This is a genomic window from Myxococcus sp. CA051A (assembly GCF_013336705.1).
Taxonomy (GTDB): domain Bacteria; phylum Myxococcota; class Myxococcia; order Myxococcales; family Myxococcaceae; genus Myxococcus; species Myxococcus llanfairpwllgwyngyllgogerychwyrndrobwllllantysiliogogogochensis.
On record NZ_JABUMS010000001.1, the window covers coordinates 357,864 to 372,970 of the forward strand.

A 15,107-nucleotide genomic window follows, 5' to 3' on the forward strand; every position below is an offset into this window, starting at 1 on the left:
TCAGGAAAACATAACAGAACGCGCCGGCACTGCAAGCAGGGTGGACTCCCAACCACCTAGAAACTTTACGGATTTCCGCCTGCCGCCACCTTGGTGGGGGCAGAAGGGGCCGTGTCCGCCAATCCGGGCCGCAAGGGGACCACCAGGTCGGTCCACCGTGTCTGACGCAGGCGCTCGACGCCGAGGCAGTCCGCCTCCTGGAAGAAGTGCTCCACCTGCTCGAAGCCCGCGGCTCGCGGTCCATCCCAGGTATCCGCGCCTCCGGAAATCATCACCCCGTGCACGGCGAGGGTGGTGTCCGCGAGGGTGAGTGAGGCTGGATCCCTCGCGGGCCGCAGTCCTCCCCGGCGTTGGCGCTCCAGCAGCCCCGCGGCCTCCATGCGGTCCACGACTTCGTGGACGAGCGACTCGGGGACGCGAAGCCGGGTCGCCAGCTCGCGGGGCGTGGGAGCAGGCCCCCCATCCACCCACGTCAGCGTGGTCTCCTGGGCGATGCGGGAGGCCACCAGCTCATGGGCCCGGGGGTGGGTGCCGAACGCGAAGAGGGAGTCGCGGAAGGCGGTGTGCTCGACGGCGTAGGAGAGCCGCGCGCCGAAGAGCAGCAGCAGCCAGCTCACGTAGACCCAGGCGAGAAAGAGGGGAAGGGCGCTCAGCGAGGCATAGAGCAGGTTGTAGCGGAAGCTCCGTGCGGCGAACTCGGCGTAGAGGGACTTGGCGACCATCCACCCGAGCCCGGCGACGAGTCCTCCCGCGAGGGCGGAGCGCACCCGGACGTGCGCATAGGGCGTCCAGAAGTACAGCATCGTCAGCCCCACCACCGCGACGAGCGTGGTGCCCAGGGCGATGAAGGCTCCGGGATACGGCAGGCTCTGCAAGACGCCTCGTACCGCCCGGGTCCCCGTGAAGGAAGCGGCCAGGAAGATGGGCCCCAGCAGCAACAGGCCGGCGTAGATGAGCAGGCGGATGCCCCACGGGCGCTGGCGGCGGATGCCCCACAGCTCGTTTACCGCGCCGTCGATGTGGCGCAGCAGCGAGCCCGCGGACAGGAGGATGGCCAGGAAGCCGATGCTGCCGATGGCCACGGAGTTGCTCTGGTCGAGGAGCCGGTTGAGCACCGCGGCGGACTTCTCCTGGACGCCTGGTGCGAGCAGCTCGCGGACGACGGAGCGCAGCCGTTCCTCGAAGCGGTCCTGGTGGAAGGCATTCAGCAGGACCAGGCCGACCGTCAGCAGGGGCACCAGCGAGAACATGCTGATGTAGGTGAGGGCGGCCGCGCGAAGCCGGAGGTTCTCTCCCCGAAACCCCTGGCCCACGGTCCTCGCGGCGAGCACGGTGTCCGTCGCGAAGCGGCCCACCGGAGTGCCCTCGATGGGGGCCCAGACGCGCAACGCCCAGGCTCGTGCCCGGTCTCGGGTGTTTCGCAGCCATGAAAGCGGAGTCTGGGCCACGGCCGCTCTCAGGTACGCCAGCCCACGAAGGGGCGCGCCCCTCGAAGGCAGGGGAGAAGGGGGCGGCGACAGGAGGTCTGGAGCGGAGCGGAGATGAGGGTCATCCGGAACGGAAGTGGGGCAGGGACGTCGACGACGCTCCGCGACATGGAGCGGCAAGGCTAGTCAAACCCGAGCCTCCTGGGCCAGCCCACCCCAGTGACGAGGGTGACTGGGGCACACCGCCCGACATCCCCGCCCGGCCCCAAGGGTATGGCCAGGACGTGAGGCCGCCGCTCTCATGGCCCTCGAGTCGGAGGTGAGGTGCCTCGGCCGCGAAGGCGTGGCTCCGGGGGGCACGACGGAAGACCCGGTGCCAGGTTCGAACCCTGTCACCGACGCGCCGTGGACCTTGGTGGGGGAAGGCTTGCCCGGATACCTGGCGCCGGTTTGGCGAGATGCCTCAGGGGAGTTTTGGGCGCTGGCCTGGCGAAGCCTTGCGTGAAGACTCCTGCCCGCCTTTGGGCGAGGCCGGGCGCAAGCGACTGGCTCTGGCGAATGAGACCTTGCTGGCTCTCGAACCCGCCCTGGCTTCGAGCGCGGGATGCGCCGCCCTCGGGACAGAGGGCGGCGCCAATCTCAACCCTCACCCCTCAGCGAGGTGAGGGTTCGATGGGGTGGGGATGCGATGGCATCACCCACTCCACCGTGAAGCATCAGGTCGTGCCGCCCGAGGGGTCCGAGCCGCCCTGACCAGAAGCCGGAGGCGTCGAGCCGCCGCCACCGCTCTCGCCGCCACTTCCTCCGGACGTACCCTGGCCACCGCCGCGCTCACCGCGACGCTCGCCGCGCTCACCACGTTCGCCGCGCTCCGCACGTTCCCCGCGCTCACCACCGCGGTCGGCACGCTCGCCGCGCTCACCACCACGGTCCGCACGCTCAGCACCACGTTCGCCGCGCTCGCCGCCACGGTCCGCACGCTCGCCGCCGCGCTCAGAACCACGGTCCGCACGCTCGCCGCCACGGTCCGCGCGCTCACCACCACGTTCGCCGCGCTCGCCGCTCCGGTCTCCGCGAGGACGGTCGCCGCCACGCTCCGGGCGTCGGCCGCCACCGCCGCCACCACTACCACCGCCGCCACCGCTGCCGCCGCCGCGGTCATCTCGCCGGTCGCCGCCCCGGTCCCGGTCCCTGCCACCGCCTCGGCGGTTCTGGTCCTGGCGTCCGAAGCCACCGCTGTCCGGCTTGCGATGCTGCATCGCAAGCTCGCCATCACCCGAGCCCGGTGACGACGCCACCTTGTGCTCCGGCCCCGTGGCCGAGCGTCCGTAGATGTCGTACTGCTCGCGGTGGTAGTTCTGCTGCGCCTTGACCTGGATGGACTTGTTGTAGCGGTCCATCAAGTGCCGCAGCTCGTTGCGCTCCTCGCCCTGGAGCAGGCGCGCCACTTCCGCGTTGCAGTTGATGACCAGCGTGGAGTCCTTGTAGCCCGGCGCCTCCCGGCGAATCTCGCGGAAGATTTCGTACGCCACCGTGGTGGCCGTCTTCACGAAGCCGTTGCCGTCGCAGTACGGGCAGTCCTCGTGCAGCACCCGGCCAATGGACTCGCGCACGCGCTTGCGCGTCATCTCCACGAGACCCAGCTCGGAGATGCGCAGCACGTTCGTCTTCGCCTTGTCGCGCCCCAGCGCCTCCTGCAGCGACTTGAAGACCTTGTCCCGGTTCTGCGCCTTCTCCATGTCGATGAAGTCGCAGATGATGATGCCGCCGATGTTGCGCAGCCGGAGCTGGTAGACGATCTCCTTGGCCGCCTCGACGTTGATCTTGGTGATGGTCTCCTCGAGGCTCTTCTTGCCGACGTAGCGGCCCGAGTTGACGTCGATGGCGGTGAGCGCCTCGGCCTGATCGATGATGAGGTAGCCGCCGCTCTTCAGCCACACCTTGCGCTGCGTGGCGCGCTGCAGCTCCTGCTCGATGCCGTACGCGTCGAAGACGGTGTCGTCGCCCTCGTGCAGCGCCACCCTGTCCCGCAGCGCCGGGTCCTGCGCCGTGACGAAGCCGAGGATGCGCTCGTACTCCTCACGGTCGTCCACGACGAGCTTCTCCACGTCGTGCGCGAACAAGTCGCGCGTGGCGCGCAGGATGAGGTCCAGGTCCGGATGCAAGAGGCCCGGCCCGCCCCGCTTCTCGTTCTTGCGGACGACCTGGTTCCACACCTCGATGAGGAACCGGATGTCGCTCTCGAGCTTCTCCTGCGGCACGTTCTCCGCCACCGTGCGCACGATGAAGCCCGTCCCGGGCGGCCGCAGCCGGTCCACGATTTCCCGCAGGCGCCGGCGCTCCTTCTCGTTGGAGATGCGGCGGCTGATGCCCACGTGGTCCACCGTGGGCATGAACACCAGCTGACGGCCGGGAATCGAGATGTGCGAGGTGAGGCGCGCGCCCTTCGTGCCGATGGGGTCCTTGGAAATCTGGACCACGACCTCCTGGCCCACCTTCAGCAAGTCCTCGATCTTGTCCGTCCGGCGCTGCTTGACCTTCTCCTTGCCGCCGCCTTCGTCGTGCTTGTCCCGGCGCTTGTCGTCCTGCTTGTGCCGGCCCTTGTCCTTCTCCTTCTCGCGGGCGCGCGGCTCACGCGCCTCCCGGGCCTCGCGCGGGGCGCGGCGCTCTCCGGAGACCTCGGCGGGACGCGCGGCGACGGCCGCCTCCTCACCCGTCGGAGGAGGAATCAGCTCGCTCAGCGCGGTGGCCGCGTGCGGCGGCGGCTCGGGCGGAATCATCGCCACGGCCAACGCGGTGGCCGTTTCGTCGGAGAGGGGCGTGGACTCGGGGGAAGCCTCGGACGTGCCCTCCGTCGGGGACGTCTCGAGCACCGCGACGGCCACGGACGCCGTCTCCACGACGGGCGCCGCTGGCTCGGCGGACACGGTCACCTCGGTCGCGACCACCGTCACGGTGGCCTCGGCGGCGGCCGCGGGGGCCTCCTCGACCGACTCACCGCCCGGGGCCTCGGTGGGGGCTGACGGCACCTCGATGGACGGCGCGGTCGCCGCCAGCTCCATGATGGTGTCGCGCGGCAGGGACTCGGTGCGGTGGGCCTGGTCCTCACCGGCCAGATCCGCCGCTTCCGCCTCCACGTCCACGCTCGGACCCGCGTCCCGTGCCGCTTCTTCGGCGGCATCGGCCTCGGACTCGGTGGGCACGTCGGGGGCGTCCTCGTGCTCTCCCTCCGTCAGCTCGAACTGGGCCCGGGCGAAGTCCGGGTCATAGACGACGTCGCTGACGTAGAGGAAAGCGGCCTTCTCCAGGCCGATGTCCACGAAGGCCGCCTGCATGCCGGGGAGCACCCGGACCACGCGGCCCTTGTAGATATTTCCGACGACGCCCTTGTCCTTTTTACGCTCGAGGTAGAACTCCGCGATGTGCCCGTTCTCGACGAGCGCCACGCGGGTCTCCCGACCCGCGGCGTTGATGACGAGGATGCTGCTCATGGACGAATCCTGGACGCGCGCGCGGTAGGGCGGACCTCACCGGACGGGAGGCGGCAAGACGCCGCGCCTCCGAGCACGCTGCGAAGGGAGAGGCGGCCTCCGGTGGCCCTCCAGTCAGGACGGCCTTCCCGGTCTGTCCGGGTACGGCTCGCGTCACGCTGTCGAGGGCCAAGGGGACCACCGCCTGCTCCTCCGAATTTAGTCGCTCCGCTTTGCGACCGGCACCCTGCCGGGCGGAGCCTTGTCTTCAACCGCGTTCGAGGTCCTCCACCACGCGCGTGCCGCCCGCTCCTTCCTTCCACACCCGGTCGGTGCCCTTCAGTGGGTCACCTTGGGGGGGCGACTGGAGCCCCGGCGCAGCCGACGCGCCCGGAGGTATCCGGGAACGCAACCCGTCAAAAATTCACGACTGGGCGTGACCTTCGCCAATGCGGAGTGTCACACAAGCGCCCAGAAACACGGGGAGTTTTCCACGCCCCCGGCACACGTGTAAAGCCGAGAAACGGCATCCATCCACTGTCGGGCAGATGCCGGACGCCTCCCTGGCAGGTTCTCAGGCCTGGGCGGGGGCCTGCTTGCCGCCTGACGGCTTGTCCAGTCGCCCACGCGGCCGGCGCACGAGCCTCAGGCCCGTCCACGTCGAGTCGATGACGCAGATTTTGTTGTCGACCAGGCCGATATCCAGCGCGGCCTGGCGCACGAAGTCCTCGGAGAGGTTCGTCTTCACGCCCTCGCCACCGGGCCAGCAGACCCAGATACCGCCGGTGAGGGCCATGGCGCGCGCCAGGGCGGGCAGCCGCTGAACCAGCTCCTGCGCGTCCTGGGAGAAGAAGAGGATGACATCCAGGCCCGTCACCGCGGTGATGAGGAACTCCACCCCGTCCGGCAGCGGATTGAGCTTCTGCACGAAGCCGCGCGGCGGGTTGATGACGGAGACCTTGGAACCGGCCCGGATGCCCAGCATGGCCGGCAGGGATGCCAGCGCGTAGGGCGTCATGATGTGCGCTCCACGATGAAGTGACTGTACTCGCCAGTGGCCTCGCTGTCCGTGCGCCCGACGCTTTCGACACGCGCCTGGGACGGACCCCGGTGACACCAGCGGATGAATTCTTCCATCATTCCAGGCTCACCCTCCACCACCGCCTCCACGGAGCCGTCCGAGCGGTTGCGCACCCAGCCGACGAGACCCAGGCGCGTGGCCTCCACGCGGGCGCTCTCCCGGAAGAAGACGCCCTGCACCTTGCCCTGGATGCGCAGCGTTGCCCGCCGCGTGCTGCTCATGGACCGAATGCCTCACCCTCTGACGTCCGTCTGCAACAGCTGCAGGAACGCCTGCTCGTCCAGGATTCTTACCCCGAGTTCCTGGGCCTTCTTCAGCTTGGTGCCGGCATCGTCCCCGGCCACCACGAAATCGGTCTTGCGCGAGACACTTCCGGCCACCTTCCCACCCCGACGCTCCACCTCCTCCTTGGCCTGGTCCCGAGTCATACCTGTCATCGAGCCGGTGAGCACCACCGTCTTTCCGACGAAGGGGCCGCCCGTGCTGACCTGGGGCGGGGCGGGGGAGACCCCGGCGTTGAGCAGGGCGAGGATGGCCTCCCGGTTCTGGGGCTCCTGGAAGAAGGCGTGGATGACCTGGGCCATGACGGGGCCCACATCCTTCACCCGGGTGATGTCGTCCAGCGACGCCTCGAAGAGCTGGCGCACATCCGGGAATCCCTCCGCGAGCGCCTTGGCCGTCGCATCGCCCACGTGTCGGATGCCCAGCGCATAGAGGAAGCGGCGCTGGGTGGTTCCCTTGGAGTGCTCCAGCGACTCCAGGAGGTTGTCCGCGCTCTTGTCGCCCATGCGCTCCAGCGTCAGGAGCTTCTGCTTGGTGAGGCTGTACAGGTCCGCGAAGGTCTTCACGGTGCCGGTGGCCACCAGCTGCGCGGCCAGCTTGTCGCCCAGGCCTTCGATATCCATGGCGATGCGGCTGGCGAAGTGGCGGATCTTCTCCACCAACTGCGCGGGGCAGGACGCGCCCGTGCAGCGGATGACCGCGCCGTCCTCGTCCTTCACCGCGGCGGCTCCGCAGACGGGGCAGTGCTTGGGGAACTCGAAGGGCTGGGAGTTCTCCGGGCGCTTGGAGAGCACCGTGGAGACGATCTCCGGAATCACGTCTCCAGCTCGGCGCACGAAGACGGTGTCGCCCTTGCGCACGTCCTTGCGGCGCAACTCGTCCTCGTTGTGCAGCGTGGCGCGCGCCACGGTGACGCCGCCCACCTTCACGGGCTTCAAGTGCGCCACGGGGGTGAGCGCGCCGGTGCGGCCCACCTGGATGCCGATATCGAGCACCTCCGTGGACTCCTCCTCCGGAGGGAACTTGTAGGCCACCGCCCAGCGGGGGCTCTTGGAGACCTGGCCCAGCCGCTTGCGCTGGTCCTCGTCGTCCACCTTCACCACCATGCCGTCCACCTCGAAGGGCAGCTCATGGCGGCCCTTCAGGGAGGCGTCATAGGCCTTTCGCACGCCGTCGATTCCCTCGGCGCGCACGTAGCGGTTGATGGGCAGGCCCAGCGACTTCAAGTACTCGAGCTTCTCGATGTGGGACTTGAAGGCGGGCACGCCCTCGGTGGGGACGCACTCGTAAAGATAGACGGAGAGGGGGCGCGCGGCGGTCTCCTTCGGGTCCAACTGGCGCAGGCTGCCGGCCGCCGCGTTGCGAGGGTTGGCGAAGAGCGGCTCGCCTTCCTCTTCCCGCTTCTCGTTGAGCTTCCGGAAGTCCGCCTTGCGGATGAAGACCTCGCCGCGCACCTCCAGCAGCGCGGGCACCTTCACGTCGTCCAGCGGGAACAGCTCCATGGGCAGGCTGCGGATGGTGCGCAGGTTGCCGGTGACGTCCTCGCCCGTGGTGCCGTCGCCGCGCGTGGCGCCCTGGACGAAGACACCCTTCTCGAAGCGCAGGGCGATGGCGAGTCCGTCCAGCTTGGGCTCACACACGTAGGTGACGCCAGGCTGGCCCAACAGCTTGCGCACGCGCTCGTCGAACTCCACCAGCCCCTCGTCCTCGAAGAGGTTCGCGAGCGAGAGCATGGGGACGCGGTGGACCACCTCGCCGAACTCGTCGGCCGCCTTGCCGCCCACGCGCTGGGTGGGGGAGTCCGGCGTCTGGAGGCTGGGGTGTTTCTCCTCCAAGGCCTGCAGCTCGCGCATCAACGTGTCGTATTGCGCGTCGCTGATCTCCGGCGAGTCGAGCACGTAGTAGCGGTGGTTGTGGTGGGCCAGCTCACGACGGAGCTCGCGGGCTCGTGCTTCTGCGGTCTTGAAGTCGTCCACGGTGGGCGGTCCTTACCCCAAATCGCCCCCTGCGAGGGCGTGTCCAATGCCGCGCAATCTAGAGCGTCCCCCCGACATCGCGTCGAGCCCGTTCCCGGACGTCGGGCCCACCCGCTCGAGGACGCCCTGGCACGTAGGCTGTGAATCGCGCCGGGGGTGAGGGCCCGGGAGGACCTGGCACCCGGGCGTCGTGCGGGGATGCCCGGGATGGCACCTGCGAGGGCTCACGGGCCGCGAAGCAACCTCGCGGGTCCTGGTCCCCGGGTCGGAAGTGTCCCTGGTGACGGTGGAAATGTCTGGCGACGGGCTCCTGTTGCTCCAGGAGGAAGAGTCCGTGCCAAAGGCCTCAAGATGCCTTGACAGGCCAGGAGGGGGTCAATAACGTCCCCGCGCGGTTCATTGGCGCAGGAGTTTCGACGGCGCCATCTCTTCCCCAAACCACCGGCCCGCGCCCGCGCAGTCCCGTTCAGGGATTCCGGTAGGGCTGTCCTCCTGGAAGGTGCTTCCGAGGCCGCGCGGAATCTCCCCCGGCAATCGAGCGTCCGAGTCCTCGGGCACCCCACCAATCCCCAAGCGTTCCAGACATGCGCAAAGCCCGTACTTCGAGAGAGAAGGCCGCCGACGTCGTAGTTCCCGTCGAGGCCGACGACAAGCCCCGTCGCAAGCGCGCGGCGGCGAAGACCGCCGAAAGGGAAGATACCGAGAAGCCCTCCCGCACCCGCCGCCCCCGCCGCGACGAGGAAGTCAGCGCGGAGCCGGAGGCCGAGGTGAGCGCCGAGCCGCCCCGCCCGGTCCTGACCCCCATTTCCCGTCCCGTCCGCGACGACGACATCCAGGAGGCGCGTCTTTCCTCTGGAGAGGACGATTCGCCGGCGGCCACGCTGCCTCCCGCGCCGGAGGTCCCCGACGCGCCCGCGATCACGGAAGTCAGCCGCGACGGCGCGCCGATGCAGGTCATCAAGCTCAATGACCTGAAGCGGATGAAGATCACGGACCTGTCCAAGATGGCCCACGACGTGGGCATCGAGAACTACCAGGGTCTGAAGAAGCAGGACCTCATCTTCGCGCTGCTCGGCGGCATCGCGGACAAGCGCTTCGAGGTCCACGCCGAAGGCGTGATGGAGATGCTCAGCGACGGCTTCGGCTTCCTGCGCAGCTCCGACAGCGACTACCAGCCCAGCCCGGACGACATCTACGTGTCTCCGTCGCAGGTGCGCAGGTTCAACCTGCGCCCGGGCGACACGGTGACGGGCCCCATCCGCCAGCCCCGCGAGGGCGAGCGCTTCTTCGCGCTCCAGAAGGTGGACAAGGTCAACTTCACGGACCCGATGTCGGACGCGGCGCGCGAGCGCATCCTGTTCGACAACCTCACGCCGCTGTATCCGACGCGCAAGCTCAAGCTGGAGCACGAGTCGTCGGAGATGACCACGCGCATCATCGACATGTTCTGCCCCATCGGTCTGGGTCAGCGCTGCCTCATCGTCGCGCCGCCGAAGGCCGGCAAGACGGTGCTGCTGCAGAACATCGCGCACGCCATCAGCCGCAACCACCCGGACGTGTACCTCATCGTGCTGCTCGTGGATGAGCGCCCGGAAGAAGTCACGGACATGGAGCGCAGCGTGCGGGGCGAGGTCGTCTCCTCCACCTTCGACGAGCCCGCCACGCGGCACGTGCAGGTGGCGGAGATGGTCATCGACAAGGCCAAGCGCCTCGTCGAACAGAAGTACGACGTCTGCATCCTGCTCGACTCGATTACCCGTCTGGCGCGCGCCTACAACACGGTGGTTCCCGCGTCCGGAAAGATTCTCTCCGGCGGCGTGGACGCCAACGCGCTGCACAAGCCCAAGCGCTTCTTCGGCGCCGCGCGCAACATCGAGGAAGGCGGCTCGCTGACCATCATCGGCACCGCGCTCATCGACACCGGCAGCCGCATGGACGAAGTCATCTTCGAGGAGTTCAAGGGCACGGGTAACTCCGAAATCGTCCTGGACCGGAAGCTGATGGAGAAGCGCATCTTCCCGACGCTGGACATCAACAAGTCCGGCACGCGCAAGGAAGAATTGCTCTTGTCGCCGGGCGATCTCGTGCGCATCACTGCGCTGCGCCAGGTGCTCCACCCGTTCACTCCCATCGATGCGATGGAGTTCGTGCTCAAGCACATGCGTCCGACGCCGACGAACGCTGACTTCCTCGGCTCGATGAACCGGTAAGCCACCGCCCATCGGAGGGTCCATGTCTCGTCCCATGTTCGTCCGTCTGCTTCCCCTCTTCATCGGGGTGTCACTCGGAGGTGGACTGGGATGCGATGTGGACCCCCTGGGGCCGCTGGATGACGCGCCGCCGGTGCTGTCCGACCGGACCTGCTACTCGGATGACGACTGTGTCGCCAATGCCTGCTGCGGGCTGGGGACCGCCGTCACCCACGCGGATGAAGGCCCGAGCTGTGGCGGTGTGAGCTGCACGGGCGGGTGCCCCGAAGGCTCCATCGACTGTGGCCGCTGCATCCCCTTCTGTCGTGGGGCACGCTGCGACGCCGCCTGTCAGTGAGGCGACTCCCGCGGCCTCACGCCTTTCGGGCCGCCATGCGGGCTGCGAAGCTGGGGCGGTGACGACTGAACTGGAGTGGGAGCGGCGCATCGCGGAGCTGTGGGCCTCTTTCGAGGGGGCTGCTCCCGGTGACTTCCTCGCCCGCGTGGAAGCGCTCTCGGCGGAGCTGCCGGTGGGGCATCCGCGAGCACTGTTCGAGCGGGCGTCGGCCCACGACTCACTCGGACAGGAAGCGCTGGCCGCGCCGCTGTATCGACAAGCCCTGGCCTCGGGACTGAGTGGCGGCCTGCGGCGCCAGGCCGTGATTCAACTGGCCAGCACGCTGCGCAATCTGGGCGAAGTGCAGGAGAGCGTCGCGCTCCTCACCGCCGAGCGGGCCGTCGGGTCCGATGAACTCGATGACGCTGTCTCCGCGTTCCTCGCGCTGTCGCTCGTGGATGCCGGACGCGAGCGGGAGGCGGTGGGGCTCGCGCTCGGTGCACTGGCGCGTCATCTGCCGCGCTACAACCGCTCTCTCTCGAACTACGCCAAGGCGCTCGGGGGCAGGGCTCCGTAGTCGTCTCGCGCGGGAGACGAAGGGGTGCTCAGGCCGCCGGAGTCCGCTGGCCGGTGACAGGGGCCGGCTCGGAGGAGGGGAGCGTCACCACGGGCTGCGGTTGCGCCTTGAGGCGGGCGTAGTCGAAGCAGGCCACGAGGATGGCGGTGATGGGCACGGCGAAGAGCGCGCCCACGAGGCCAAAGAGTCGTTCTCCCGCGATGAGCGAGAAGGCGACGATGACCGGATGGATGCGCGCGGCCTGCCCCATGATTTTGGGGTTGAGGAAGTACGCCTCCACCGCGTGGATGCCGATGATCCACACCAGGATGGCCAGGCCCTTCTTGAAGCCGTCCGCCATCGCGATGAGGACGATGGGCACCGAGCTGAGGATGGTGCCGAAGATGGGGATGAGGCTGAAGAACGTGGCGATGGTGGCCAGCAGGAAGGCGAACTTCACCCCGAAGAGCAGCAGCCCCACGAAGGTCAGCGCGCCGTTGACGACGCAGATGGTGACCTGGCCCCGCACCACGCCGGACAGCGAGCGGTCGATTCGCTCGGCGAGCTGCCTTGCGTCGTGCGCGTACTCGGCGGGCACCAGGGTGCCGCAGTACCGGCGGATGGCCTGGCCGTCGATGGAGAAGAAGGCCGCCACCATCAGCACGAAGAACAGCGTGAAGACGCCCGCGGCGACCCCGGCGATGATGCTGCGGGACACGCTGACGATGTCCCCCAGGTTCTCCTGCACCAGCGACGAGACGCGCTTCACCGTGTCACTCAGCAACTGCTCCAGGTCCAACGCGAGGCTGAAGTGCCCTCCGCCCGCGGCGTCGGCGCCTTCCAGGGCCCGGTTCGAGAGCGCCACGGGAATGCCGTAGTCGCTGAGCCACGCCTCCCCGCGCTGCGCGAGCACCTGCACCTGCTCCGGCGTGAGCGTGTTGGCCAGCGCCATCGTGTCCCGGCTGACGCGCGCCATCTCCCGGTAGAGCTGGGGGACCAGCGCCACCAGGAAGAGATACACGCCAACGAAGAAGCCCGCGTAGATGAGCAGGATGGCCGCCCAGTGGGGGACGTTGCGTCCGGCGACCTTCAGCCGGGTGATGCGAGAGACGAGCGGCTGCACCAGATACGCGATGAGCGCCGCGCCGGCGAAGGGCATCACCACCGAGCGGAACGTCACCAGGGCCGCCGCTACGACGAGCCAGAGTGCACCCAGGATGAGCAGGCGCTTGCGGCGGTCGGTGGTGGGCGTCGGAGGCGGGGTGTCCAGTGGCTGCAACATGCCTCGGGCTTACGGCAGTGCCCGCGCGCTGACAAGGCCCGGCGTCCCTGGTTCTCGCCCGCCCTCCGAGCCGGGGGGCTGCTCCGGTTCCAAGCGGGCGGAAAGTTCGAGGTCCCAGCTTCCTGACGAAGGGACCGCTCACGACTGCTTGTATCGACTGACTTCAAGCCCGGTCTTCAAGCAGACTTCGAGGGGTATTCCGCTGGCTCAGGAGGGGCGTGGTGGCAGGAAAGACCATCAAGTTGTTCTTCGTGGACGGGGACCCCAGTGGTTTGCGGGTTGCGGACGTCATGAACTGGGCGGGTATTGCCCTGGCCGTTCCGCGAAACCATCTGCCCCAGTTCAAGTCGCGCAAGGAGGCCGTGCGCCCAGGGGTGTACATCCTGCTCGGCGATGACCCGGACGCGGTGGGGGAGGTGCGTGGCTACATCGGTGAGACCGAAGCGCTGGGTCTGCGGCTCGCCCAGCATGCTCGGGACTCCTCGAAGGAGTGGTGGACCGAGGCCGTGGTCTTCACGTCGAAGGACGGCAACCTCACCAAGGCCCATGCGAAGCACCTGGAACTCGCGCTGCACACGCTCGCCAGCGAGGCGGCTCGGGTCAACCTGACGAATGGCGCCGCTCCTTCGGGCGCCGCGCTCCCCGAGTCGGACCTGGCTGACATGGAAGGCTTCCTCGAATACGTGCGGCTCACGCTTCCCCCGCTGTCTGGACGTGCGGGCCAGATGCTTGAGCCACGGAGTGGGACGCGGACGAGCGGGCCCGAGTTCACCTATTTGGTGCTCAAGGCGCAGGCTCGGATGCGGAGGTCCTCCGAGGGATATGTCGTGCTGCGCGGCTCGACGGCGGTCCGGAAGACCTACGACTCGATTTCGAAGGGGTACCGGGCGCTCCGCGAAGGGCTTATTCGCGACGGCACGCTGGTCCCTCACGAATCCGCCGAACTGCTTCTGTTCCGCACGGATGCTGTCTTCACCAGCTCTTCGGCGGCGGCCGTGGTGGTCGCTGGCTCTCCCCAAAGCGGCCCTGCTGGGTGGCGCCTGCCGGATGGGACGAGCCTGGGTGCCGTCGAGGCCGCTGAACTCGAATAGCCATCGTCCGTGATGGCTCGGCTCGTTGCTCCTCGACTCGCGATACGAGACGTCGAAAGTCGCGCGTCAGGTCTCTCCCTGTTGGCGAGACCCGCTCACGCCTGGGCGCCCTGCGCGAGCCGGAGCTTCGTCTCCAGCTTGTCCAGGCAGGCTTGCATCTGTTTGCGTTTGACGCGGCCCTCGGTGGCTTCTCCCAGGCTCAGCATCTGCTCCGTGAGCCAGCGCGCGAGGAACAACAGCGACAGCCGGTCCTCCGGCGCCAGTCCTCGTTCGAGGTAGCGCTTGTTGCGCATGTAGTCGTCGAACGCGTCCGTCTCGTGCATCAGCTCCCACCGCGTCAGTCGCAGCGCTTCGGTGTAGACGACCGGCGCGGGGCGCGGGTGAGGCTCGGTGAACAGGGGCGCGAAGTGGCCTCCCGTGTCCAGGTCCACCTCCTCCACCGGCGGCGGCCACTTCTGGAGGTCCTGCGCCAGCAGCTTCGCCACCTCCTCCACGAAGTGGTCCATGAGCGGCACGGGCTTCAGGTCGAAGAGGCGGTCCCAGCGCGAGGGCATGTTCCCTCTCTACCTCAAGAGGCGGACGGTGGCAGCGACACGGCGCGCAGACCCTGCGCGCATTCGCCATAACCCGCGACCAGCTCGCGCCGGATGACCTCGTAGACCGCCCGCCGGGTGAGCAGCTCTCCGTGGCCCACGTCGGGAAGTTCGTGGTTGAACACCTGTGGCTGCCCCTCCACGTCCAGCCGCGCCGATGCCCAGGGCGTGACTTCATCCATCTTCGAGTAGAGCGACGCCAGCCGCACGTTCCGCGGAAACGCCCCCATGCGCAGCTGCTTCAGGAACGGCGACACGGGCGTGAGTTGCCACATGCTGCGGCTGAACCACCCGAGCGTCGCGCACCCCAGGTACGCCAGCCGCGAACCCTTGTGCGGAGTGCCGAGCGTGATGAGGTTGCGCACCCGCGCATCTCCGCCCAGGCGCTTCACGTAATACATGCCGATGAGGCCCCCCTTCGAGTGGCCGACGATGCTCAGCGGCCCCATGTGCGGATAGCGCGTGTACATGCGCTCCACCTTCTCACTCACCTTCCGCGCCAGCGCGTCGATGCCGCACGTGTTGAACCGATCCAACGCTCCGCCCAGGTGGATGGACCAGACGGAATAGCCGTCACGCCGCAGCCGCTGCTCCAGCACCTCGAACACGCGGCGCGTGCTGAAGAAGCCATAGAGCAACAACACCGGCCGGGGACAGTGCGTGAAGTCCGTCCTCCGGACGATGTGGTTGGCGCGTGCGTCCAGATGCAGATGGCCCGCGAGGTTTCGCAGTCGTCGTGTCCACCGGCGGTAGTGCGGAACGAGAGGATTCATGGCGCACTCGGTCGGCGCGAGGAGCGCCGTCCGGACACACCCTGTGAATC

At 68.4% G+C, this 15,107-nt stretch carries 12 protein-coding genes; 4 read left to right on the forward strand and 8 right to left on the reverse strand.

The window, feature by feature from the left end; genetic code table 11:
- Nucleotides 1-65: 65 nt before the first annotated feature.
- The 5 genes from HUA74_RS01425 to ligA all read right to left on the reverse strand — a co-directional run bounded on the left by HUA74_RS01425 (nucleotide 66) and on the right by ligA (nucleotide 8,236).
- Nucleotides 66-1,448, reverse strand: a complete 1,383-nt coding sequence (locus tag HUA74_RS01425) for a YhjD/YihY/BrkB family envelope integrity protein (RefSeq protein WP_371745488.1) — start codon at nucleotides 1,446-1,448, stop codon at nucleotides 66-68.
- A gap of 695 nt (nucleotides 1,449-2,143) precedes the next feature.
- Nucleotides 2,144-4,918 (reverse strand): Rne/Rng family ribonuclease, encoded by a 2,775-nt coding sequence (locus HUA74_RS01430; protein WP_174453112.1) that lies wholly within the window; start codon nucleotides 4,916-4,918, stop codon nucleotides 2,144-2,146.
- Between the two features lie 553 nt (nucleotides 4,919-5,471).
- A complete protein-coding gene (locus HUA74_RS01435; RefSeq protein WP_141645932.1) occupies nucleotides 5,472-5,915 on the reverse strand; it encodes a DUF3052 family protein in 444 nt (147 codons plus the stop codon).
- The gene (locus HUA74_RS01440) at nucleotides 5,912-6,199 is read right to left on the reverse strand and encodes an acylphosphatase (protein WP_174453113.1); all 288 of its coding nucleotides are present in this window, start codon (nucleotides 6,197-6,199) and stop codon (nucleotides 5,912-5,914) included. Before HUA74_RS01440 ends, HUA74_RS01435 begins: the two co-directional genes overlap by 4 nt.
- 12 nt (nucleotides 6,200-6,211) lie before the next feature.
- Nucleotides 6,212-8,236, reverse strand: coding sequence for an NAD-dependent DNA ligase LigA (ligA, locus tag HUA74_RS01445; RefSeq protein WP_174453114.1), 2,025 nt, complete (start codon nucleotides 8,234-8,236; stop codon nucleotides 6,212-6,214).
- A 584-nt stretch (nucleotides 8,237-8,820) separates the two neighbouring features.
- Between ligA and rho the strand changes: the two genes are divergently transcribed.
- Genes rho through HUA74_RS45330 form a run of 3 tightly spaced genes read left to right on the forward strand, consistent with a single transcriptional unit; the run spans nucleotide 8,821 to nucleotide 11,339 of the window.
- Complete coding sequence (gene rho, locus HUA74_RS01450; protein WP_174453115.1) at nucleotides 8,821-10,446, forward strand: transcription termination factor Rho; 1,626 nt, start codon at nucleotides 8,821-8,823, stop codon at nucleotides 10,444-10,446.
- 22 nt (nucleotides 10,447-10,468) lie between these two features.
- Entirely contained in the window at nucleotides 10,469-10,783 is a 315-nt protein-coding gene (locus HUA74_RS01455) for a hypothetical protein (RefSeq protein ID WP_174453116.1), read from the forward strand.
- A 58-nt stretch (nucleotides 10,784-10,841) separates the two neighbouring features.
- On the forward strand, nucleotides 10,842-11,339 hold the full coding sequence (locus HUA74_RS45330; RefSeq protein WP_174453117.1) for a tetratricopeptide repeat protein: 498 nt from the start codon (nucleotides 10,842-10,844) through the stop codon (nucleotides 11,337-11,339).
- A gap of 28 nt (nucleotides 11,340-11,367) precedes the next feature.
- On the opposite strand, the gene HUA74_RS01465 is transcribed toward HUA74_RS45330, so the two are convergent.
- Complete coding sequence (locus HUA74_RS01465; RefSeq protein WP_174453118.1) at nucleotides 11,368-12,600, reverse strand: AI-2E family transporter; 1,233 nt, start codon at nucleotides 12,598-12,600, stop codon at nucleotides 11,368-11,370.
- A gap of 221 nt (nucleotides 12,601-12,821) precedes the next feature.
- Between HUA74_RS01465 and HUA74_RS46760 the strand changes: the two genes are divergently transcribed.
- Nucleotides 12,822-13,691 carry a GIY-YIG nuclease family protein gene (locus tag HUA74_RS46760; RefSeq protein WP_174453119.1) on the forward strand — a complete coding sequence of 290 codons (870 nt, stop codon included), beginning with the start codon at nucleotides 12,822-12,824 and terminating at the stop codon, nucleotides 13,689-13,691.
- 95 nt (nucleotides 13,692-13,786) lie between these two features.
- Here HUA74_RS46760 and HUA74_RS01475 read toward each other — a convergent pair whose 3' ends face one another.
- Nucleotides 13,787-14,245 (reverse strand): hypothetical protein, encoded by a 459-nt coding sequence (locus HUA74_RS01475; protein WP_174453120.1) that lies wholly within the window; start codon nucleotides 14,243-14,245, stop codon nucleotides 13,787-13,789.
- Nucleotides 14,246-14,259: 14 nt separating this feature from the next.
- Nucleotides 14,260-15,057, reverse strand: coding sequence for a triacylglycerol lipase (locus HUA74_RS01480; protein WP_174453121.1), 798 nt, complete (start codon nucleotides 15,055-15,057; stop codon nucleotides 14,260-14,262).
- Nucleotides 15,058-15,107: the final 50 nt, after the last annotated feature.